Consider the following 21,658-nt stretch of genomic DNA (forward strand, 5'->3'; position numbering starts at 1 on the left):
TAAACATCACATTTGCCACATCGTCTGCCGCCCGATAAGCCTGTAAGCTAATCTTGACTCCTATAGGACAGTAAAAGGATGAAGCGGGGGGAGCCGATGGGAACGCCATTTACCATACGGGCACGCCATTATCGTACGAACGAAGCGGTGGAGGTCACCGTTCAGAAAGGAAAAATTGCGCGCATGCAGGCGTGCGATCCGCAAGCGGAAGGAAGCGGGCCAAGCGATCGGGAGCCGCTCCCTTTCCTTGCTCCCGGCTTAGTCGATTTGCAAATTAACGGCTACAGGGGCCTTGATTTCAATGAGTTTCCGATGGATCCGCAGCGCGTCATGGCCGCAACGGAGGCGCTTTGGAAGGAAGGGGTCACCACGTATTATCCGACGGTGACGACGAACGCCGATGAGCGGATCGAAACGGCCATGAGCACGATCGCCGAGGCGTGTGAGGCGTACCGCGAGTGCGCCCGCTGCATTGCCGGCATCCATCTGGAAGGACCGTTCCTTTCGCCGGAGGACGGTGCGCGAGGCGCCCACTCGCTTGCCTTCACGAAAGCGCCGGACTGGGAGCAGTTCCAGCGCTGGCAGGAGGCGGCGAACGGTCGAATCCGCCTTCTTACGCTTTCCCCCGAATGGCCGGACGCCGCGTCGTTCATCGCGCGCTGCACCGCAAGCGGGGTCAAGGTGTCCATCGGCCACACGGCGGCGGCGCCCGAGCAAATTCGCGAGGCGGTGCTGGCCGGAGCGACGATGTCGACTCATTTTGGCAACGGCGCCCATCTGACTCTGCCGCGGCATCCGAATTATTTGTGGGAACAGCTGGCAAACGACGCCTTGTGGACCTGCTTGATTGCGGACGGCTTTCATATTCCGGATTCATTCATCAAGGTCGTCATGAAGACCAAGGGGCATCAAGCGATGCTCGTCAGCGACGCCGTTCATCTGAGCGGGCTGGCTCCGGGTCCTTACCATTCCCATGGGCGGATTCACGTCGTCAAGACGGAGGAAGGCCGGATTCATCTGCGCGACAATCCGGAGCTGCTTGCAGGCTCGGGGCAGATGCTGCCGTGGGGAATCGAACACCTCGTCAACAACGGGCTGGCGGGTTTGCCCGAAGCGTGGGACATGGCCTCCATCCGGCCGTCGCTCTTCATGGATTTGCCGACGAAAACCGGCTTGGACGTCGGAGCCCCGGCCGATTTCGTCCTCTTCGATTGGGACCGTACCCGGATTCGCCTACTCGACACGTATAAAGACGGGAGGAGAATGCCTTTATGACCGGGTTCGGATTGATCGGATGCGGCGCCATTGCCGATGTTCATCTGAAAGCGATGGCGGACACGGACGGTGCGCGCATTGTCGAGGTAGCGAGCCGGGACAGGAGCAAAGCGCAGCAAACCGGCGAACGCTTCGGCTGCTCCTGGACGACGGATTATACGCAGCTGCTGAAGAGGCCCGACATCGATGTAGTCTGCGTCTGCACCTCGAGCGGAAGCCACGGCTCCATCGGCAGGGACGTGCTTAAGGCCGGCAAGCACCTGATCGTCGAGAAGCCGATCGCCATGACAGCAGCCGAAGCTTCGGCCATGATCGAGCTGGCGAGGCAGAGCGGACTCGTTCTCTCCGTCATCTCCCAATCGCGGTTTAACGAGCATCATCGGCTGGTGAAGCAAGTGCTGGAGGAGGGAAGACTCGGAAAGCTGCTGCTGCTCGAAATCTCCCGTCCGTATTACCGCGATCAGTCCTACTACGATTCTGCGGACTGGCGGGGGACGCTGGCGGAGGACGGCGGGGCGCTTATGAACCAGGGCATTCACTCGATCGACCTCCTGCTGTGGATGGCCGGCAAGGTGAGCAGCGTCATTGGCCGAGTCGCGACGCAGACGCACCGGATGGAAGCGGAGGACATTGGGCTGGCCCTGCTCACTTTTCAGAGCGGCGCCTTTGCGTCGGTCATGTGCTCCACGAGCATGGTGCCGGGGTACGACCCCACCTTCCACCTTTATGGGGAACAAGGATCAATCAAGATCGAAGGCACGCGGATCGTCCACTGGTCGGTGCCGGGCGTGCCGCTGCCGGACCTGGACCATTTAAGCGAAGCCGGCAGCAGCGCGTCGAACCCCAGAAACGTATCCCACACGTATCACAAGCAGCAGATTATGGATGTGATCGGGGCGATCCGCGAAGGGCGGCCCCCGGCCGTCACCGGGGAGGACGGAAGAGACGCCGTCCGGCTTATCGAGCTTATCTATGCGTCGTCCGCCAGCGAGGGCAAAGCGATGGGCTGGGAATAATTCGGCTTACCAAAGGAGCGAACCATTGTGACCATTTCCAAAAAAATCGGATTGATCGGACTGGATACGTCCCATGCCATTGCCTTTACCAGAATATTGAATAATCCGGACTATGAGCTGTTCCTCGATTCCGGTTTCCGAGTGAAGGTCGGCTATCCCGGGGGCTCGGCTGATTTTCCGCTCAGCATTAACCGGGTGGACGGCTTTACGAAGCAGCTGTCGGAGGAGTACGGCGTGCAGATGGTCGGATCGCCCGAAGCGGTCGCCGAGCAAGCGGATGCCATCCTGCTTACGTCGGTCGACGGGAGGGTGCATCTCGATCAGTTCCGGGCCGTTGCGTCCTTCGGCAAGCCGGTGTTTATCGACAAGCCGCTCGCCGTCAGCACCGCCGATGCGCGTGCCATTATGGCCATCGCGGAAGAGAAGGGCATTCCGTGCATGAGCTCATCCGTACGCCGGTATGCCCGGGAGCTGATCGCAGCGCTTCAGGAGGAAGAGAACGGACCGATCAAGGGGGCGGAAAGCTACGGCGTGATCGACTTCATGCCGACGCAGCCCGGCTGGTACTGGTACGGCATTCACACCGTGGAAGTGCTGTATGCGATTATGGGAACGGGCTGTACGGCTGTCACGGCGACCCGGGCAGGCGATCAGGAAGTGATCACCGGAGTATGGGCGGACGGGCGCATTGGAATTGTGCGCGGAAACCCCCATCCGAACGGAACGGCGGGTGCTGTCATTCATCGGGAAAAAGGAAGCCGGTTCGCCGACCTGGCTGCAGACGGCATGGGAGCGTATGCCGGATTGATGCAGCGGGTGATCGGCATGTTCGAATCGGGCCAAGTTCCCGTGCCTCACGAAGAAACGATCGAGATTATCCGTTTTATTGAAGCGGCCAACGAAAGCCGGGAAAGCGGGAAGACGGTTGCTTTGTAGAGGGGATTCGCTCCCTGCAGATTTTTCAATGCCGGAAAAGGGGGGTGGGCGCGCTGGGCAAGCGGAAGGTGCTGCTGATCGGGGCAGGAGGCTTTGGCCGAAATCATTTTAACGAATTGAACCGGCTGCAGACCGAAGGGCTGCTAGAGTTCGCTGCGGTGAGCGATGTGCGCATCCCGGATGCCGCCATGAGTGTCATCCGGGAAAAGGGCATTCGGCATTACGGCGATTACGAGGACATGCTGGCGGGGGAGAAGGGAGCGGATATCGTCATCGTCTCGACTCCGATTTCGTTTCACGCCCAGATGAGCATCGATGCGATGGAAGCCGGTTATCACGTGCTGCTGGAGAAGCCGCCGGGCGCCACCATCCAGGAGGTCGACCGGATTGTAGAGGCTGCCCAACGGACCGGGAAGAAATGTGCCGTCAATTTCATGACTCCGTCCTCGAAGGCGCAGAGAACGATTGCCGACACCGTGGCCTCCGGTGCCATTGGCGAGGTGAAGCGCATCAAGGGCCTTTCGATTCTGCTGCGGACCGAAGCGTACTTCCACCGTACGCCATGGGCAGGCAAGCTGAGCGTGAACGGGAACCTGGTGCTGGACGGCTCCTTCCATAACCCGGCGGCTCATCTGCTCTACAGCATGGTGAATCTGGCCCAGCTTCTGTCGGGCGTTGGGACCGGCCGGGCGGCGGAACCGGTGCGCGTAACGGCCGAGATGTACCATGCGAGCGCAATCGAGAGTGACGACACGACGGCGATGCGCGTCGAGATGAGTGACGGAACGGAGCTTACGTTCTATGTGACATTATGCGCACGAGAAATCGAGCCGCAGCGTATTCGAATCGAGGGCACTCACGGAGCGCTGGAGTGGGATTACGCCAATCAAGTCACGGTATACGCGGATGGAGAAGAGCGGGTTCACGACTGCGGCGAAGGCACACTCCTCGAGCGGCGTTATCGGAACTTAATTCAATCCCTAGACGGACTCGACGAGCGCCTGGACGTTTCCATCGAATCGGCACGCCTGTTCACCCTTGTTGCGAACGGGGCGTTCGAATCGGCGGGCCGGATTAAGCCAATCCCGGCCGCACACATCCGTCGTCCGACAGCTGAAGGCGAGCCCGCGGCTTATATCGAGGGGATTGAAACGGCCATCCGGGAGGCATTTCACAGCGGCAGGCTTTTCGCGGAGATGGGGGTTCCCTGGGCGGAGCCGACGGAGCCGTTCGAATTAAGGGATTATCGGACCTTTCCGCAGCGATTTCGTTTCGAACTATAAGGAAGAATGGAGATACCCCCTATGATCATGGACCGGGTAGGCGTCCTGACGGACGAAGTATCCCCTGATTTTGCAGAAGCGCTGGATTGGATTCGCGAACAGGGGCTAAAGCATGTAGAGATTCGCGTCGTCGACGGAGTGAACGCAGCCGAGCTGGACGATGAAGCGGTGGAGGAAGTCAGCTTGGCGATCCGGAAGCACGGTTTATCCGTAACCGCGCTCGCCTCCCCGATCTTCAAGTGTGCGCTGGATCCGTCCAGAGCCGTTGCCTCCGGCGACACGTTCGGCCAGAAGGAGACGGGGGTAGAGGAGCATTTCGCCAAGCTGGAACGGGTCATCGCGATCGCGAAGAAGCTCGGCACCCGGCGAATCCGAATCTTTTCGTTCTGGCGGGAGCAGGAGCCGGAGAAGTATTTTGACGAAATTGTCGGCCATTTGAATAAAGCGGCGGCGCTCGCGGAGCAGGAGGACGTCGTTCTGCTGCTTGAGAACGAAGGCTCCTGCAACGGCGGCCACGCATCCGAAGTGGCGGACCTCGTGCGCGCCGTCGATTCCCGGTCGCTTCGAGCCCTGTGGGATCCCGGCAACGAAGCGTTCGGAGGCCGCGAGGCGTTCCCGGCGGGCTACGCAAGCGTCAAAGATACGCTTGCTCACGTCCATCTCAAAGACGCGTATCGAACGGGCAGCGGGTCATCCCGCTGCGTCCCGCTCGGGTCGGGAGAGGTAGCGGTGATCGCCCAGCTCAAAGCTCTTTTGGAAGACGGGTATGACGGATTGTTTACGATTGAAACGCATTTCGTGCCCGCGGGGGGCAAGCCCATGACCGGCACGAGGATGACGCTGGATGCGCTGCGGGCTTTAGCTGCCGAGTTGTAGCCGGGCCTATAAGAGGAAGGTTAGCAGGATTATTCTACTGGAAACGGGGAGTATGTACACATGAGTGAACGAGTGGTAAAGGTTGGCATTATCGGACAAGGCCGAAGCGGGCGGGACATTCACGGCAATCTGCTGGCGAAGATTCCGGACTATTATCGAATCGCTGCAATCGCCGACTCGCTTCCGGACCGGCAGCAGCTTGCGGTTGAGGAATATGGCTGCAACGCCTATGCGACGTGGGAAGAGATGGTAGAGAAGGAACAGCTCGATCTGGTGGTCAATGCTTCGCCGAGCCATCAGCACTATCCGATCAGTCTGGAGCTGCTGAACCGGGGCTTTAACGTGCTTTGCGAGAAGCCGCTTGCCCGCTCGGCAGCAGAGGTGGACGACCTGATTGCCGCATCCAAGAAAGCCGGCAAAGTGCTGGCCGTCTTCCAGCAGTCGCGCTACCTGCACGCGTTTACGCAAATGCGCAAAGTGATCGAATCGGGTGTGCTCGGCCGGATCGTTCAGGTCGATTTCACGTACAGCGGCTTCGCCCGCCGTTGGGACTGGCAGACGCTGCAAAGCAACAACGGCGGCAACCTGCTCAACACCGGCCCGCATCCCGTCGACATGGCGCTGCAATTGTTCGGAACGGACACGATGCCGGACATTACGTGCGTGATGGACCGGGCCAACACGTTCGGCGATGCGGAGGACTATGTCAAAATTTTGATGCGCGGTCCGGGACGGCCGACGATTGACTTGGAAATCTCGTCGTGCAGCGCCTATTCGCGGGACACGTATATCCTTCACGGCACGAACGGCGGCCTTCGCGGGAATGCGTCCAAGCTGGAGTGGAAGTATTTCAAGCCGGAGGAAGCGCCGGAGCAGAAACTGACTCGGGAGCCGCTTCTTAATGCAAACGGGATGCCGGCCTACTGCAACGAACAGCTTACCTGGCATTCGGACAGCTGGGAGGTGCAGCTGCCGGATAATCGAACTTCCTTCGAAAGCATGACCGAGCAGCTGTATCTCATGCTGTATCGCACGCTTGTAAACGGCGAGCCGCTCGAAGTCACACCGGAGCAGGTGCGCCAGCAAATGGCGGTAATGGAAGAGTGCCGCCGGCAAAACCCGCAGATTTACGCATAAAGTTCGGAGCAAAAAAGCCTGTCGCCCGCTTGGTTAGAGAGAAGAACAAGACCCTCGCCTAAGCGGCGAGGCCGGAAGGGAAAGCGATACCGTGAGCATGACGCACAAGATCAAGCTGAATCAAAACTGGAAGCTGCAAGGCTTTGACCGGCTGGAGGAGATTCCGGCAGCCGTTCATCGTACGGGTTATAACGAGGGGGATTGGCTGGAAGTCGCCGTGCCGGGGGACGTCCATTCGACGCTGCTGGCGCACGGGCGAATCGAGGATCCGTACGTTTCGACGAACGATCAGAAATGCCGGTGGATCGAGCGTCAAATATGGGTGTACCGCATGGAGTTCGACCGTCCGGATACACAGAGTGACTCCGACACGTTCCTGACCTTCGAAGGACTGGACACGCTGGCGGAGGTGTTCGTAAACGGGGAATCCGTCGCCGTCTCCGACAATATGTTCGTGCCGGTAAGCGCCAAGCTGACCGGGAAGCTGAAGGAGCAAGGCAACGTGGTGGTTATCCGTTTTGACCCGGTGGTGGAATACGCCCGTACGAAGGACGTGTCCCGCTTCTGGTCGAAGGTCAATTACGAGCGGATTTGGCTTCGCAAATGCGCCTGCAACTTCTCCTGGGACTGGAGTCCGCGGATCGTCACCGTCGGCGTCTGGAAGGACGTGTGGCTGCAGGTGGTACAGAAGGCCGCCATCAACCACCTGTTTTTCCGGACGCTGTCCATCGGGCCGGACGAAGCCGAGGTGCAGGTTGACGTGGAGGTGAGCGGGCACGGCTCGGAGCTTCCGCTGTTAGCGGAGGTCACTCTGGAAGGGCACGATCAAGCCTTCCGGTATGAGGCCGAGGTGAAGGACGGCAAAGCGATCGTCTGTTTCCAAGTGGAGCAGCCTCGGCTCTGGTGGACGTTTGATCACGGAACGCCGGCTCTGTACGACTTGTCTGTCCGGCTGATGGAGCCGGGAACGGGAATGCTGCTCGATGCGGCATTTGATCAGGTGGGGATTCGAACCATGGAAGTGAATTTGCGTTCGGAAACCGGTAGTCCGCGGTTTACGTTTATTCTGAACGGCAAACCCATCTATGCGAAGGGTGCCAACTGGATCCCCGCTCATAATTTCATCGGTGCGATTTCGGACGAACGGTACACCGACCTGATCACTCTGTCGCGGGAAGCGAATATGAACATGCTTCGCGTATGGGGAGGCGGCATCTATGAGAAGGACATCTTCTATCGGGAATGCTCGCGCCAAGGGCTGCTCGTCTGGCAGGACTTCATGTTCTCGTGCAGTGAGGTGCCCGATTTCGATGCGGCCTTCATGGCGAGTGTGCGCGAGGAAGTGATCGCGAATGTGAAGGCGCTCCGAAGCCATCCGTGTATCGCGATTTGGGCGGGCAACAACGAGAACCAGGCGATTCACAGTGAGAAAATGTATTACCGAAGCGATTACCGTTTCTATGGGGAGAAGATTTTTCACGAGCTGATGCCGGCTTTGCTCGAAGAGCTGGACCCGACCCGCTTGTACTGGCCGAGCTCTCCATGGGGCGGCAACGACCCGAACAGCTTCTCAGAAGGGGATACGCACAATTGGGCCGTGTGGGCCGGCGACGTTTATCCCAGGCGGTACGGGGAAGCTTCCAAGATGGACGTGACGGCTTACGGCATTTCGTACCGGAGATATGCCGAGGATACGTCAAAGTTCAGCAGTGAATTCGGCATCCACGGAAGTACGGTGAAGGAAACGCTGCGCCGTTACCTTCCCGAGTCGGAGCTGTATTACGGCAGCTTTGAGCTCGATTACCGCAACAAGGATTACGAGCCGGAGAAGGCGGACATCACGATGGCCGCTTATTCCGGGCTTCCGAACGACTTGGATCAATACATCGATTTCTCGATGCTCTGCCAGGCGGAAGGGCTTAAGTTCGGCGTCGAGCATTTCCGCAGACGAAAGCCGGAGAACAGCGGCTCGCTTATCTGGCAGCTGAACGACTGCTGGCCCGGCATCAGCTGGAGCTTGATCGACTTCTGTCTGTTTCCGAAGGCTTCGTATTATTTTGCCCGCCGGTTCTATAACCCGATTCTGCTTTCCTTCAAGAACGAGGAGGATGGAGGCGTTTCCGTCTGGGTGACGAATGACCGGTACGACAGCTTCGAGGATACGATAACCGTGGGGGTGCAAAATGGCTTCGGCAACCCGACCTATGAACAGAGCTTCCAGGTCCTTGTCCAACCGAATGGCTCTCAATGCCTCGTCCGGTACTCCGCTGCGGAGATCGAATGGCGCTTCGGCGTGATTGACCGAAGAAGCCATTTCCTTTTTGCGAGAAGCACACGTGACGATGTATATGACAACCATTACTTCTTCGCCGAGCAGAAGCAGCTGCGCTTCAGCCCCTGCCGCTTGCAAATTACCCAGAAGGAGCATCCTGAAGGGATCGAGTTTGAGATTGCGACCGATGCATTCGCCCGCTTCGTGAAGCTGGAATGCCCGATCGACCATACGATGTTCTCCGACAATTACTTTAATCTGATGCCGGGCGAGCGGAAGTCGGTCGTTGCGACCAATCGGAAGAAGACGGCGATCGCCGCCTCCGATATTACGATCCGTGCGTTGAACGGGGCTGAGTTTCGGGGCTGACGCACGAATACCTGTACATGAATAGCGGAAGGGGACGGACCATGAGCAACTGTTACTTGATCCACGATATGATCCGCATTTGTCCGCAAACCGGAGAAGTGCTGGAGCAAGAGGCGCGTGTCCGTTCGCTTGAGGGGCTCAAGCAGGACTCGCTGTCCTTGATTTCTCCAAGAAACGCCTATGTTTCCTTTCAAATCATTCTTAGGCTTGACGGCGGTTCCATCGGCGATGTACGCATTCGGGCCGAAGCCGTACAGGGGGAATACGGGGAAATACCGGCCGCGGAATTCTCGTTCTACTCGCAGTGGTTCCACCAGATTCAAGAACGCTACTATCCCGATGCGCTCGTACCGCTCGAGGAGGGGCCGTCGAGCAGGCTAACGCTTGCAGCCGTGACGGGACTTAATGCGATCGAAGGGCAAACGTACGCCGCCGTTTGGGTGGACCTGTTCATCCCCGAAGGCATCAGGCCGGGCGACTATGAAGGCCGCCTTCATGTCACGACAGGGGCCGGGACCGACACACACTCTTTTCGCTTGAAGGCGCTGGAGACGGTCGTTCCGAACGAGTCGTTCCTGATCGCGGATTTGAACAGCTACGCCGACAACCTGTCCAGACGGATGCGCTACTTGAGAAATAACGAGCACCGCTACGAAGACGGAACGTATTTTGAGGTGGAGAAGCAATTTTACCGCATGGCCCACGAGCATCGCTGCCTCTTCCACTACTTGCCGTACTCCCATTCCGGTGACATCCCTCCGACGTTCATTCCCGAGCTGGAGGGAAAAGGAAAAGAAATGCGGGTGAAGGACTGGTCGAGCTTCGACGAGCATTACGGTCCCTATCTCGACGGGTCCGCATTCAAGGACACGAAGAGAGGGGCCATCCCGCTGCCCTATATGTACCTTCCGTTCAATTTTCATTGGCCGGCCGATTATGTGAAGTTCGGGACGAAAGGCTACCGGACGGAGTTTGCGGGTATTCTGGAGGAGTTCCATCGCCATTTTACTGAGATGGGCTGGCTTGACACGAAGTTCGAGCTGTTCCTAAACCATAAGAAACGGTATAAGCTGTTCCCGTACGACGGAGATGAAACGCGTTTCGTCTGGGATGAGAAGGTCAACGACATTTTCTACGATCTCGCGAAGGACGTGCTGGAGAGGGAAGACGGAGCGAAGGTTATCTTCCGCACGGACGCGAGCTGGAGCTACGGCCTCCACTTCGAGAAATACGCCGACATCATCAAACTGTGGGTCGTCAATCAGCAAATGTTCTCCTGGTTCCCGGAAGGCTTGGAATCGCTGCGCAAGGCGGGAGACGAAGTGTGGACGTACGGCGGCACGCAATCGATCGCACAGCCGCTGCTCGGCACCGTCATTTCCCCGATCACCGCCGTAGCCCGAGGAGTCGACGGGTTCTGCTTCTGGGAAAATACGCTTTGGGGCGACAATTGGCACGTCACGCCGGAATCGGACGGCCAGGCCGCGCTTTTTTATCCGGGAGATGAGCTGTTCGGAATTTTCGGGCCCCTTCCGTCCATCCGACTCAAGACGATGAGGGGGGCGATGCAGGTCGTCGACTGCATGGAACAGTGGATCCGCCGTCAGCCGGAGGGCAGCCGGGACCGCATTAGAGAGATCGTTTGTCAAGCGCTCGGGATCGAGCCCGGCTCGTGGTGGTCGGACAAACCTGACTTCCTGGATCGGCCTCCGTATCTTTGGCTGGACGGCATGCTGAGTGAGGCGCCGAGCGCCACCCTGCATCGGGATCAGCCGCCGGAAACGTTCAACGACTTGAAGCAAGCCCTGTGGGGCCTACTGGGATAGGGGGCGAGATGCGCATGAACCGACCGCGCTATAGTTTAATGGAAATCGCCAGGCTGGGCGTCCTGTTTCTCCCGGGGGATATGCTGGAGAACGTCATGCCCCCCGAACGGAAGGAGTATCCGCTCCTTGTTGCCGGCGCCAAGGGCCGATTTGCCGTCACGGATGAGATCGATTTTGTTGAAGACAACTTCAATGCTCTGAAAAGAGTTCTGCTCTTGACGGAAAGGATCGATCCGCAGCGGGAGCCTTATGCGGCCCTCTGGATCAAGAGGCCGGAAAACCCCTCACACGGCGAAGTTATGGTAGCCGGCCGCGCCTTACCTGGCGAAGGGACCTACATTCAGCCGTTATGGCCGGAAATTCTGCGCGCGTTCGCAGGGCGGCCGACACGCTGGGATCGGGACGGAGGAGAGACGGTCTATTATCCGGTCCGCAATTCCGATGAAGAGATCGTCGGGGTTCTCGAAGTAACGGAACATCTTGAGCCATTGTTTGTTTGATCCAAGCACCGAGGCCGCTCCAACGGCCTGGTGCTTTTTTTCCATTTCAGGAGGTAGGGGATCGCTCGCGTCGAAGAAAAGTAGGAAGAAACTAGAAGGAGGATAAAAATATCCGGGATAGTTTAAGATTGGCACCTAGCAAAGGCTGACGAACAACAAGCACAATGAGAGTTAGTTATAGAAATCCGATTCGATACTGTCGTGTAGATCATGGTCCTGACAGGGGGATGGTATCTTGGTCCGGGTACTGGTTGTTGATGATGAGAAAGAAATTCGCGGCGGTCTGGTCACCCAGCTGCCTTGGGCGGAATGGGGAGTCGACGAGGTGCTGGACTCCGATGACGGGGATACGGCGCTGGAGCTTGCGCGCCGGTACCGTCCGGATTTGATCATTACCGATATTCGCATGCCGCGCATGAGCGGACTGCAGCTGCTTGAGGAGCTCGTTAAAGACCGGTTCGAAGGGGGAGTCATCGTCATCAGCGGATACGATGATTTTCATTACGCGAAGGAAGCGTTCAAACTGGGCGTCTCGGATTATTTGCTTAAGCCGATCAGCAAAGATGAGCTCGAGAAGGCGGTAGCCGTCTCGCTGGAGAGGATCCGGGAACACGTTGCCCAAGAACAGAACCGGAGCCTTATCCAGCAAGGCTATGAGCTGGCCATTCCGCGCATGAGGGAAGAGCTCTTGAGGAACCTCATCGAGAAACCGTACCGGGAAGATCAGGTTTTACGGGTCCACCATAAGCTAAAGCAGCTGAATCTGGAGTGGCTGCTGCCTGGGGAACTCCGCTTGATAATGTTCGGAGTCGATAGTTTAAGGGCGCTTACAGGTGCAGAAGGCCCGGAGGACAAGGATGCGCTGCTTGGCATGTTGGGGGAGAAGCTCGATCTCCTGTTTAAGGAATGGCAGCTGGACCGGTATGCTTTATTCCACTCCAAAGAGGATGCCTGGGTCGCCCTTGTAGAAGATGGGGAAGGAATGGAGGGGATCCTCGACCGGTTGGCCAAGGAAGCATGCTTACGGATCGGGGAAGAGCTCGGCATCCGGCTGAATTGGGGAGCGGCTAGCACCACCGGTTCGCTTCCACGCCTGCACGACCTGTACCGGAGAGCGTTGGATTCGCTCGTCTATCTCAAGGTATACGGCCGTACGGACGCCGATGAGCTCGAAGATGACCTGCAGATAAACCTTGAAGTTCGGCTCGACAACCCGAAGGAACTGGTGGAAATCCTGAAATACGGCACGGAGCACGATATTCAAGAAACGATGGAGGGTTTCCCCCGGCTCGTCAAATCGTGGAACGTTCAACATCCGCGCGATCTTCAGCAGAAGACGTTTGAATGGCTGCTGGAGCTGTTTCGAACCGCGCACCGGTCCGGGTGGAACGATACGTCGTGGGAGAAGAATCCGATCCTGCTCTGGGAGCACCTCGAGCGCTTCGATACGCTGGAGTCCCTGCAGAAGCAGGCGACGATCCGTCTGCTCACGACGGCCGCGAGCATGAAAGCGCAATTCGACACGAGAAGCCAGATCGTGCACGAGGCGAAGCGCGTCATTAATCAGCGCTATAACGAGAATTTAACGCTTCAGATGGTGGCGGAGCATGTTCACGTCACACCGGTTTGGCTGAGCAAGCTGTTCAAGAAGGAAACCGGTATGAACTTCCTTGAATATTTGACGGATGTTCGCATGACCAAGGCGGCGGAGCTGCTCGCCGATCTGAATTACAAGGTGTATCAGATCAGTTATAGGATCGGCTACCAGGATCCCGTGTATTTTTCCAAATTGTTCAAGAAAAAGTACGGCTGTACTCCCCAAGAGTACCGAAACAGCAAGGGGAACCAGCATGAGTAAGCAAACCGTGGCGCCTATCCATCGATTCTCGATCCGTCACCAGGTCATCCTGTTGTTTTTTCTTGTGGTGGTGCTGCCTTTTCTTTTTATCGGTTATTTCGCTTACTCCAAATCCGTCAAAGCCATTCAGAACGTAAGCTCCGTTGTGTCCAAGGAGATGATGGACAAGAACGCCAGAAATTTGGATAACTACTTGGACCTTGTGGATATTTCGCAGAACGAGACTATGTACTCGGCCGAAATGCAGCATTTGCTGAGCATCGAGCCGGAGAATACGCTCGCCGAGATGCAAATTGCCTCTCAACTCATCCAGTATTCGAGTATTCTCCGATCCAATTCTCACGCCTATTCCATCCGGATTTTCCCGATCCAGCCTTCCCGTTACCCTTCGTTTACCGATGCCATCTATCAGGGCATCGATGTGGAGAAGGAGGAATGGTTCCGACGGGCGACCGAGATGAAGTCCCCGTTCTGGCAGCTGTTCCTGCCGCAGGACAACAGCGTCTTGTATAAGGAGCCGATCCTGTCCAAGATCAAGCAGCTGTACGGGCTGGACAAGTCGGAGCCGCTCGGCTACGTGGCGGCCGATATTAAGGTCAGTACGCTGAGGGACTATTTGGCGCCGGTCAAAATGCTCGATCAACAGCAGGTCATGCTGCTCGACGAGAACGACATGATCATTTATCACCAGGACCAGTCGCTAATCGGGACCCGCATAGAGTCCCCGGATTTGAGCGCGTATTTGCGCAAGACGCCGGAGTCCATGGATCCCGTGGAGATCAAAGGCGTCAAATATATGGTGACGTATTCGACGCTAGGCTTGGATGACTGGAAGGTCGTCAGCTTGCTTCCGGTATCTGTTCTGACTCGGCCGGTTTCGGGGATCGAGCACGTCAGCCTGCTGTTTCTACTATTTTATTTGGTGCTGTCCGTCTGTACGATCGCTTACATGACGAGCCATTTCACCAATCCGATCCAGAAGCTCGTTCAGGCGATGCGCAAAGTGGAGCGCGGGGAATTTCTTACCGGCGTCCCCTACATGAAACGGGCGGATGAGATCGGGTGGCTCTTCCGCGGCTTCGATCATTTGACCAAGCGAATCGAACAGCTCGTGCAAAGTGCCGAGAAAGAAGCCAAGAATAAGAAAGAGCTGGAGTTCCAAGTGCTGACGCATCAAATCAATCCTCATTTTCTGTACAATACCTTGGAAGCGATTCGTTGGAAGGCGGAGAGCCGGAAAGCCGACGATATTAGCGAGATGGTGAGGTCGCTCGGAAATTTGCTGCGGCTCAGCCTGAACGACGGGCGTGAGTTGTCGACGGTAGAGCGGGAGATCGAGCATGTTAAGGCGTATGTGAACATTCAGAATGCCCGCCAGAGTGCTTCCATCCGCCTCGTTCATATGGTAGACGAGGAAATTATGCGGCTTCCTTGTTTGCGGCTGCTGCTCCAGCCTCTTGTCGAGAATGCGATCAAGCACGGAACCCGGGTTGTCGGCGATCGGGAGGAAGTCAAAATCTTCATCAAGGGCTACCGGGAGCCATCCCTGTTGCGGTTTGAGATTATCGACAACGGACCGGGCATTCCGGAGGAGCTTCGCGACTCGCTGCTTTCGCCGCAGGAAGCGGCTCCGAATCAGAGAAAAGGGGTCGGCCTGCGCAACGTCCACGAACGGTTGATGATCTATTTCGGCGAACGCTTCGGTCTTCGCATTCTGGACCCGGTCGTAAGCGGGACCGTGATCGAGCTGACCCATCCGATTCTTAATGAAGATACGCCTGAGCCTGACACCTGAAGGAGACTCAGGTGAACGCTAGGCTAGGCCTGCTTCTCCGGCAGCTCCGGAAGCCAGTGGCTGTGCGTCTGCATGCCGCATTGGACAAATTCGTTATCGTTCATTTGAATACGATAGGTGTGTTCCTCCAGGCAGATGCCGATCGTGCGTTCCTGCGGGGTTCTCGTAAAGCCGATCCGGTTCGACACCAGCTCCACATCGTGGGTACAGCCGCGAATGCGAATCGCTACAAACCCCATGTTCTCGGAGCCGTTATCCATCAGCACATTGTTTTCGACTCGATTGTAGCTCGCAGACGACGGCTCCGGCTCGTTCCGGAAGAAGATACCGTAATATCCATTATCGGAAAAATCATTATGCCGAATCACGTTGTGCGTATCCTTATGTCCGATGGACAGACCGTTCATCCCGTTACCGGCCGCCTTGCATTGTTCGACGACGCTGTGCTGCACTCTCCAGCACAGGAAAATCCCGTCCATGCCGTTCTTCAGGAAACGGCTTTTTCGGATATGCGTGCCGGAGGTGCCGCTCCCGGGGTGAATCCCTTTGCCCTGGTTGCGGACAGATTCGCAATCGACGACGTGAATATCGGTGCAGTGCTGATAGCTTATTCCGTCTCCATTAAAGTCTCTTACGGAACAGTCCTCAATCTCCACCTGGCGGGCCCCGTACAAATAAATGCCCCCGTTCCGGCAGCCTTCCGCAAACGTCCGGTTTTGGGGATTGCCTTCCACGATCAAGTGACGGATTTGCACGTCCTCGCAGCCGATGCCGCTGATTACGGAAGCCTGGGTTGTGACGATCCCTCCGCTGCTGACAAGAACGGTGGAGTATAGCTCGCGATCAAGATATAAAACGCAGCCGTCCTTGCCGGTGATGACAGCAACCGTATCGCCAAACCCCATACTCACGGACGCTTTTCGTATGGCTACCGTTTGACCGACCGCGAACCGATCGGGGTCGGTCACCGTTACTTGCGATTCGTGCAGATCAGCATCGGCCGCAAGCTCCGATGAACGTTCCTCCCCCTGCAGCAGAATCGTTTGACCCGGTGTTCCTTCCAGCGTTACACGAGAGCGGAGATGGAGAGTGCTGTCCAAGCGGAATACTCCGGGTCCGATCCGCACCGTTCCTCCTCCCAGCTGAGCGGCATAATCGATTGCTGCTTGAATGGCCAAATTCCCTCGACCGGTCAAATCGCCGGCTTCTATGCCTACGGTTACCACTATTTTGTCCATAGAGGTTCTTGTCTCCTTCATCGGATAGGTTACCATTCAGTCTAGCATCGGCTGAAATCCCGCTGCGATGGGGCAATTCCGGTTTTTACTGAGGAGAATTTAATCAGTTTACTCGCAAGGTCTCCGGTTATAGAGGAAAGCCCCGAAGCCCGATCGGGGCTTTTTGCTGTTTAAGGGGGAAAAGGAGGGGGTAATAACGATCAGGAGGTGATCCCGCATGAACAATCCACAAGTGAAATGCAGCATTGACAACTGTGAATATTGGGAAAAAGGTAACAACTGCAGCGCCGAGGTGATCATGATCGAGGTGGATCGCCACTCCGATCGGTCCCTTCCGCAGAGCAAGGGCGGAGAGCAGTATGACACCCGGCATACGGATCATGCATCCGGTACAGCCGACACCTGCTGCCACACGTTCGAAGAGCGCAGCCATTAATCCTTTTGTCCAGGCAATAGGCGGACAACAGGAGAAAAACAGATTCCATTCGAGATGGAATCTGTTTTTCTTGTAAAAAAATATAAAAAAATAATAAGGCGACGGACTTATAGAGCGGAAACCTGCGCGAATTCTATAATGCCGAATACTGGAAAGGAGGGGAGAAGGGTGAAATATGTACTGAGCTACAAAGGCAGAAAGCTGGGAGAAACGATGGACCGCGAACTGGCGGAGGCCATGCTGGTTCAACTAAGCGCTTGTTTCCGGGGGTTGGAGATCGTGGAAGCGCCTCTTCAGCAGCGGGCCGGATAATCGGAGAGAACTAGGCAATTTACATAAATCAACAACCGTTTGGTTTGAAGGGCCCTTTGCTGTATAATGATAGCGTTTAAGACAGGCAAAGGGAGAGAACACATCTTGGCTAAAGCAAAAATCATGGAGCTGGATCTGGTCCGGGCTATCGCCATCCTTGCGGTGCTCATGATTCACGGAACCTCCGAAGCTTCTTATTACATACCTGTGGGCAGCCGGTCCCAGATTTTCTACCTGGCGCTTAACAAATTCAGCAACTTTGCGGTACCTCTGTTTCTGCTGTTGAGCGGTGTCGTGCTGTTCTATCGGTATTCCGACAAATGGAGCGGCCGGGAGGCGCTGGCTTTCTATGGAAAGCGGATTAAGTTCGTGGTCATTCCTTACTTGATCTGGTCGTTTTTCTACTATATCTACAACCAGTGGATCGTGCATTATTCTTTCGCCGACGTAAAGCTTGACGGCTGGGATTTTCTGAAGAAGCTTCAATGGGCGGACACGTCTTACCATTTGTATTTTATCATCATCATCGTTCAGCTGTACCTGCTCTTCCCGGTCTTGATGACGCTGGTGCGCTGGCGTCCGGTCATCGGGAGGTACCTCATTGTCATAGGGCTTGCGGTTCAGGTCGGCTATTTCCTTTATCACTTTTATGTTCATCCGTTCGAGCACCGGGCGTCGCTCTGGTTTAACTATATCGCTGTTTTCTGCGTAGGCGGCTATATGGGGCTGAATTACGAGAAAATCAGGCAGGCGGAGAGGAACCTTTGGTGGGTATTCGGGCTGACGGTCTTTATCGGGTATTCGCTGCTGATGTACTTTGTTCTAGCGAACCAGCATATCAATTTTGGACAGCCAATATACGAGCTGCTGTTTAACGGTTATGCCGTTTGTGTCGCATTCAGCTTTCTGTGGATCGGCCGGAAGCTGCTGAAATTCTCCAAGGTGACTTCCGCCTTGACGTCCATCGGGGCCGCGTCCTTTGCGATCTATTTCATGCACCCGGCGGTGCTGAGCTGGTGGCGGACAGCCTTCGTCTATCCGGTCGGAAGCCTCGCCTATCACGCCGCGACCTGGGTGGGATTCCTTCTGTCCCTTTTCGTGCCGTGGGGCATCGCCCTCCTTCTTAAGCGATGGAAGGGAGCCTGGGTGCTGTTTGGAAGATAATCCGCTCTTCGACGCTCCTGCCGGACAAGGCAGGGGCTTTTTAACGGTTTAAGACCCGTTTCGAACGGGATTGACAAGGTAGAGACTATTGGTTAAAAGGAGAATGCAGGCATGCCCGCTTCCATGCGATCCGTCATTCCGGGCACCCGGCTGCCCCGTTTTCTGGAAATGATCCGGGAGAGAACCGGGGAACGGCTTCCCGTCTTGGTCTGTGTCGGAACCGACCGTTCCACCGGGGATTCGCTGGGCCCTCTTACCGGAACCTTACTCGAAGAAGCGGGATGGCCGGACGTTATCGGTACGCTTGCCCGGCCCTGTGACTCCTCGAATCTCGTGGAGCGGCTGAAGGAAATCCCGGCAGGCCGGCCCGTTATCGCCGTCGACTGCGGCGTCGGCGCCTCCGTCGGATTCTTTCAAGCGTCGGACCGTCCCCTGAATCCCGGGCAATCCATGGGAAAGCCTCTGCCTCCTGTCGGAGACTATACCGTGCTCGCCATTGTGGCCGAGAATACGGCGAATCCGTATAAGGTGCTGGGACAGGCCTCCCTCTACCGGGTCCTGACGATGGCCCGGGAGATCACCGCCACCGTCCTGTCCGTTTATCCGGAGGGGATAAAGCCTGCGGAGGAGCCGTGCTCACAAGGCCCCGACACCTCCAACCGCTGACCCGCTTATCTCCAAGCATAAGGCTCCACGCAGTCCGCGGTGTCGTTCTTCACATTTCCCACCTTCGGGTCGACCGGGTACGCGCTCATGGCTTCCGCCGGATAAGGAACGAGGAGCGGCTGCAGGAGGGACGGGTCGGTGACGTCCCGGTCCAGCCAGAGCTCCTCGCCCTCCGGCCGCAGGATGACCGGCATCCGGTCATGGATGTCCCGGACCAGCTCGTTCGGCTCCGTCGTCACCACCGTGCAGCTGCCGACGCGGCGGCCATCCGGAGCCGTCCACGTGTCGTAGAGGCCGGCCAAGGCAAAAAGCTCCCGGTCCTTTCGGACAATCCGCATCGGCTGCTTGCCGGCGTCCTGCCTTCTCCATTCGTAGAACCCATCCGCTGGTATGATGCATCTCCTCCGCTCAAAGGCGGTCCGGAAGGAAGGCTTCTCGGTCAGCGTTTCGGCCTTGGCGTTGATCATCTTGTAGCCGATCTTCTCGTCCTTCGCCCAAGAAGGCACCAACCCCCATTTCAGCATCCCGCCATGGCGCTTTCCGCCTTTGGCCACGATGGCCAGGACCATCTGGCCCGGTGCGGCATTGAACCTCGGAACATAAGACAGCGGCGCCTCCTCGAGGCCGAACCGCTCCACCAGCTCCTCTACCGTTACGATAAGCGTAAATCTTCCGCACATGAACCCCGCCTCCTTTTCTACCATCATACCATAGCCCCGTCCTGTGTTTGGCCGCCTTCCCGGCTCCACGGCATGCCTTTCGATGCCTTTGTCGCCGCCCTACGGAAAGAGAGAGTCCTGTCGAATGGACAAATCTATTCTTTTTATTTGTTCTTTACAAGATTCGATCATAATTTTAACGGTGAGTGATTATACTGATTAAGACCTGTTTAAATAAAAGAGAGAAAAAGGAGAGATGATTAGTGTTAATTAACCATGTCAACATTGCCAATGAGGATAACCAAGTTTACTGCTGTCTCCGCAACCGTGTGGTGACCCTGGATCCCGAACATAAAGCCCACTTTTGTTCTGGCTGCAAAATGTTCAAGGGAGAAGCCGGCGGAGCCGGGGTGGAATGCCTATGGGAGGACCAGCGTCAAGTGGCCGAGCCTCACCAAGTGACCAATCCCTATGAGGAATGGATGGAGAACCAGGCCAGAAAAATCCGCAGCAAGTTCTTCCGGCAGGAAGAGGGTCTTCCGGTAGAGGGCTGCTGGGTAGCCGGTCTGTAGATCCCCCCGAAAACTTAAAACCAATTGCGTCGGAGGCGAAACCCACTCATGACCGACCCTTTATAAGAAGCCTGTCCTGGTTATACACAGGGGCAGGCTTTTTCATTTGCCGAAAGCTTGGAGGGAAAGTCCGCATGGCACCTGGGTTCTGTGTACAAGTGAGAGGAAGAGGGGAAACTATCCACATGAAAATGTGGATTTGTGGAAAAAATCCGTTTCAAGGGAAAGGGGCCTGTTTATATAATAGATACAGACTTCATAAAGGAAAATATAGACAAAAGGAAACCCTTGATAAGGAGTTGATTCTTATGTCCATTGAAAGATTTATTATGAAGAAACTGAGCCGCTGCAAACACAAACAACTGCGCGCCAACCTGCTGCAGCTTCTCGTCATCCGCATCCAGAAGGCCCAGGAACGGGAGGCCTTAGCCAAAGAGTCCCGTCAACCCGCCATTTAACCCCGTCCCGACCATCGACGCACCGTTGCCCTCCCTTCCGGAGTTCTGTTTTTCTTACGGCTTCCTGCTTCCCATTGGTTCCCGATAATACCATAACGTGAAGAGGAGAGGGGACGCGCCCTCTCTTTTTTAATGCCAAAAAAGGAGCGCCCCTACAAGAGGGACGCTCCTAGCAGCTTATCCGGTAACCTGGTTGGCGGCAGCGGCGGATCAGGGCAGCTTGGCGTGAAGCACCGTACGCTCCGATCCGTCCTCCGTGCAGGTAATCAAGGTCAGCACCTTGTCCCGGTTGCTGCGGTTCAGAACGGTAAGATCGTCGGGAGCTACCGTTTTTTTCTCATAGATGGTGTAGGCATAGGGGGTTCCCTTGTAGACAAGCGTGACGGTATCTCCCGCCTCGAGCTCGTGAAGCCGGCTGAACAAGCGGCCGTAGGTGTAGCTGTTGTGGCCGGCTATCACACAGTTGCCCACCTCCCCGGGGAGGGCGGTGCCCGGCATATGGGCGGCGGTTATTTTCAGATTCGCAGAGCTGATGCCGTCCAGGACGGGAAGCTTCAGTCCGATTCCATCGATCTCGATCACTCCGAGAAGAGGCGAGGGCGGGCTTTTGCTTGGGGCTGGTTTTGCCGGTTTTGCCGGGTTTACCGGCGTCTCGGCCTTCCGATCATCCGGCCGGGCAACGGGCTTCGCTGTTGCCGCGGGAGCGGATTTCGCGGCCGGAGAGGGAGAGGATACGGCCGGCTTGGGCTTGGCGGCTTCCGGCATCGGGCCTTCCCCGGCTTCGGGCTCCTCCGTTTCCAGCAGCCGGTTCAATTCCAGCCCCGCTTCTTCCAGGGCGGTGAGCTCGGATTCGGCTGCGTCCTCCGCACCGGCGGCCATCCGCTCCGCCTCGGCGAGCAGAAGACTCTGGCGGTACTCGCCGTACATCCGGTTGGCCGTCGGATAGAGAAGCAGAACCGTTCCTAACAAGAGGGCTAATAAAGCGGCTGCTTTGCGCATGGCGGCTCCTT

20 protein-coding genes are annotated in these 21,658 nt (G+C 56.7%); 17 read left to right on the top strand and 3 right to left on the bottom strand.

Translation table 11 applies throughout. From position 1 onward, the window contains the following. The first annotated feature begins 96 nt into the window (after positions 1 to 96). From MJA45_RS04970 to MJA45_RS05020, 11 genes are all read left to right on the top strand, one after another. Complete coding sequence (locus MJA45_RS04970; protein ID WP_315606182.1) at positions 97 to 1,275, top strand: N-acetylglucosamine-6-phosphate deacetylase; 1,179 nt, start codon at positions 97 to 99, stop codon at positions 1,273 to 1,275. Continuing rightward, positions 1,272 to 2,291, top strand: a complete 1,020-nt coding sequence (locus MJA45_RS04975) for a Gfo/Idh/MocA family protein (protein WP_315606183.1) — start codon at positions 1,272 to 1,274, stop codon at positions 2,289 to 2,291. The genes MJA45_RS04970 and MJA45_RS04975 overlap by 4 nt, the downstream gene beginning before the upstream one ends. A gap of 27 nt (positions 2,292 to 2,318) precedes the next feature. Next, positions 2,319 to 3,227 carry a Gfo/Idh/MocA family protein gene (locus MJA45_RS04980; RefSeq protein ID WP_315606184.1) on the top strand — a complete coding sequence of 303 codons (909 nt, stop codon included), beginning with the start codon at positions 2,319 to 2,321 and terminating at the stop codon, positions 3,225 to 3,227. 44 nt (positions 3,228 to 3,271) lie between these two features. After that, positions 3,272 to 4,510 carry a Gfo/Idh/MocA family protein gene (locus MJA45_RS04985; protein ID WP_315606185.1) on the top strand — a complete coding sequence of 413 codons (1,239 nt, stop codon included), beginning with the start codon at positions 3,272 to 3,274 and terminating at the stop codon, positions 4,508 to 4,510. 21 nt (positions 4,511 to 4,531) lie between these two features. Next, complete coding sequence (locus tag MJA45_RS04990) at positions 4,532 to 5,386, top strand: sugar phosphate isomerase/epimerase family protein (protein WP_315606186.1); 855 nt, start codon at positions 4,532 to 4,534, stop codon at positions 5,384 to 5,386. Positions 5,387 to 5,446: 60 nt separating this feature from the next. Beyond that, the gene (locus MJA45_RS04995) at positions 5,447 to 6,523 is read left to right on the top strand and encodes a Gfo/Idh/MocA family protein (RefSeq protein WP_315606187.1); all 1,077 of its coding nucleotides are present in this window, start codon (positions 5,447 to 5,449) and stop codon (positions 6,521 to 6,523) included. A gap of 97 nt (positions 6,524 to 6,620) precedes the next feature. Continuing rightward, on the top strand, positions 6,621 to 9,164 hold the full coding sequence (locus MJA45_RS05000) for a beta-mannosidase (protein ID WP_315606188.1): 2,544 nt from the start codon (positions 6,621 to 6,623) through the stop codon (positions 9,162 to 9,164). Positions 9,165 to 9,205: 41 nt separating this feature from the next. Continuing rightward, a complete protein-coding gene (locus tag MJA45_RS05005) occupies positions 9,206 to 10,990 on the top strand; it encodes a glycoside hydrolase domain-containing protein (RefSeq protein WP_315606189.1) in 1,785 nt (594 codons plus the stop codon). Positions 10,991 to 11,028: 38 nt separating this feature from the next. Next, positions 11,029 to 11,490, top strand: a complete 462-nt coding sequence (locus MJA45_RS05010; protein ID WP_315606190.1) for a hypothetical protein — start codon at positions 11,029 to 11,031, stop codon at positions 11,488 to 11,490. Positions 11,491 to 11,725: 235 nt separating this feature from the next. Beyond that, a complete protein-coding gene (locus MJA45_RS05015) occupies positions 11,726 to 13,348 on the top strand; it encodes a response regulator (protein ID WP_315606191.1) in 1,623 nt (540 codons plus the stop codon). Then, positions 13,341 to 15,143 (top strand): sensor histidine kinase, encoded by a 1,803-nt coding sequence (locus MJA45_RS05020; RefSeq protein WP_315606192.1) that lies wholly within the window; start codon positions 13,341 to 13,343, stop codon positions 15,141 to 15,143. Before MJA45_RS05015 ends, MJA45_RS05020 begins: the two co-directional genes overlap by 8 nt. A gap of 23 nt (positions 15,144 to 15,166) precedes the next feature. On the opposite strand, the gene MJA45_RS05025 is transcribed toward MJA45_RS05020, so the two are convergent. Further along, a complete protein-coding gene (locus MJA45_RS05025) occupies positions 15,167 to 16,381 on the bottom strand; it encodes a right-handed parallel beta-helix repeat-containing protein (RefSeq protein WP_315606193.1) in 1,215 nt (404 codons plus the stop codon). A gap of 217 nt (positions 16,382 to 16,598) precedes the next feature. Between MJA45_RS05025 and MJA45_RS05030 the strand changes: the two genes are divergently transcribed. The 4 genes from MJA45_RS05030 to yyaC all read left to right on the top strand — a co-directional run bounded on the left by MJA45_RS05030 (position 16,599) and on the right by yyaC (position 18,959). Continuing rightward, positions 16,599 to 16,817, top strand: coding sequence for a DUF1540 domain-containing protein (locus MJA45_RS05030; RefSeq protein ID WP_315606194.1), 219 nt, complete (start codon positions 16,599 to 16,601; stop codon positions 16,815 to 16,817). 168 nt (positions 16,818 to 16,985) lie between these two features. Beyond that, on the top strand, positions 16,986 to 17,129 hold the full coding sequence (locus MJA45_RS05035; RefSeq protein ID WP_315606195.1) for a hypothetical protein: 144 nt from the start codon (positions 16,986 to 16,988) through the stop codon (positions 17,127 to 17,129). 105 nt (positions 17,130 to 17,234) lie between these two features. Further along, positions 17,235 to 18,293 (top strand): acyltransferase, encoded by a 1,059-nt coding sequence (locus MJA45_RS05040; RefSeq protein ID WP_315606196.1) that lies wholly within the window; start codon positions 17,235 to 17,237, stop codon positions 18,291 to 18,293. 111 nt (positions 18,294 to 18,404) lie between these two features. After that, the gene (gene yyaC, locus MJA45_RS05045; protein WP_315606197.1) at positions 18,405 to 18,959 is read left to right on the top strand and encodes a spore protease YyaC; all 555 of its coding nucleotides are present in this window, start codon (positions 18,405 to 18,407) and stop codon (positions 18,957 to 18,959) included. 5 nt (positions 18,960 to 18,964) lie between these two features. On the opposite strand, the gene MJA45_RS05050 is transcribed toward yyaC, so the two are convergent. After that, complete coding sequence (locus MJA45_RS05050) at positions 18,965 to 19,639, bottom strand: SOS response-associated peptidase (protein ID WP_315606198.1); 675 nt, start codon at positions 19,637 to 19,639, stop codon at positions 18,965 to 18,967. Positions 19,640 to 19,881: 242 nt separating this feature from the next. Here MJA45_RS05050 and MJA45_RS05055 point away from each other — a divergent pair, with 242 nt between their 5' ends. Both MJA45_RS05055 and MJA45_RS05060 read left to right on the top strand, forming a co-directional pair. Continuing rightward, positions 19,882 to 20,190, top strand: a complete 309-nt coding sequence (locus MJA45_RS05055) for a hypothetical protein (RefSeq protein ID WP_315606199.1) — start codon at positions 19,882 to 19,884, stop codon at positions 20,188 to 20,190. A gap of 308 nt (positions 20,191 to 20,498) precedes the next feature. After that, entirely contained in the window at positions 20,499 to 20,648 is a 150-nt protein-coding gene (locus MJA45_RS05060) for a hypothetical protein (RefSeq protein WP_315606200.1), read from the top strand. 210 nt (positions 20,649 to 20,858) lie between these two features. On the opposite strand, the gene MJA45_RS05065 is transcribed toward MJA45_RS05060, so the two are convergent. Continuing rightward, entirely contained in the window at positions 20,859 to 21,647 is a 789-nt protein-coding gene (locus MJA45_RS05065) for a class D sortase (protein WP_315606201.1), read from the bottom strand. Positions 21,648 to 21,658 lie beyond the last annotated feature (11 nt).

Source organism: Paenibacillus aurantius, assembly GCF_032268605.1.
Taxonomy (GTDB): Bacteria; Bacillota; Bacilli; order Paenibacillales; family NBRC-103111; genus Paenibacillus_AO; species Paenibacillus_AO aurantius.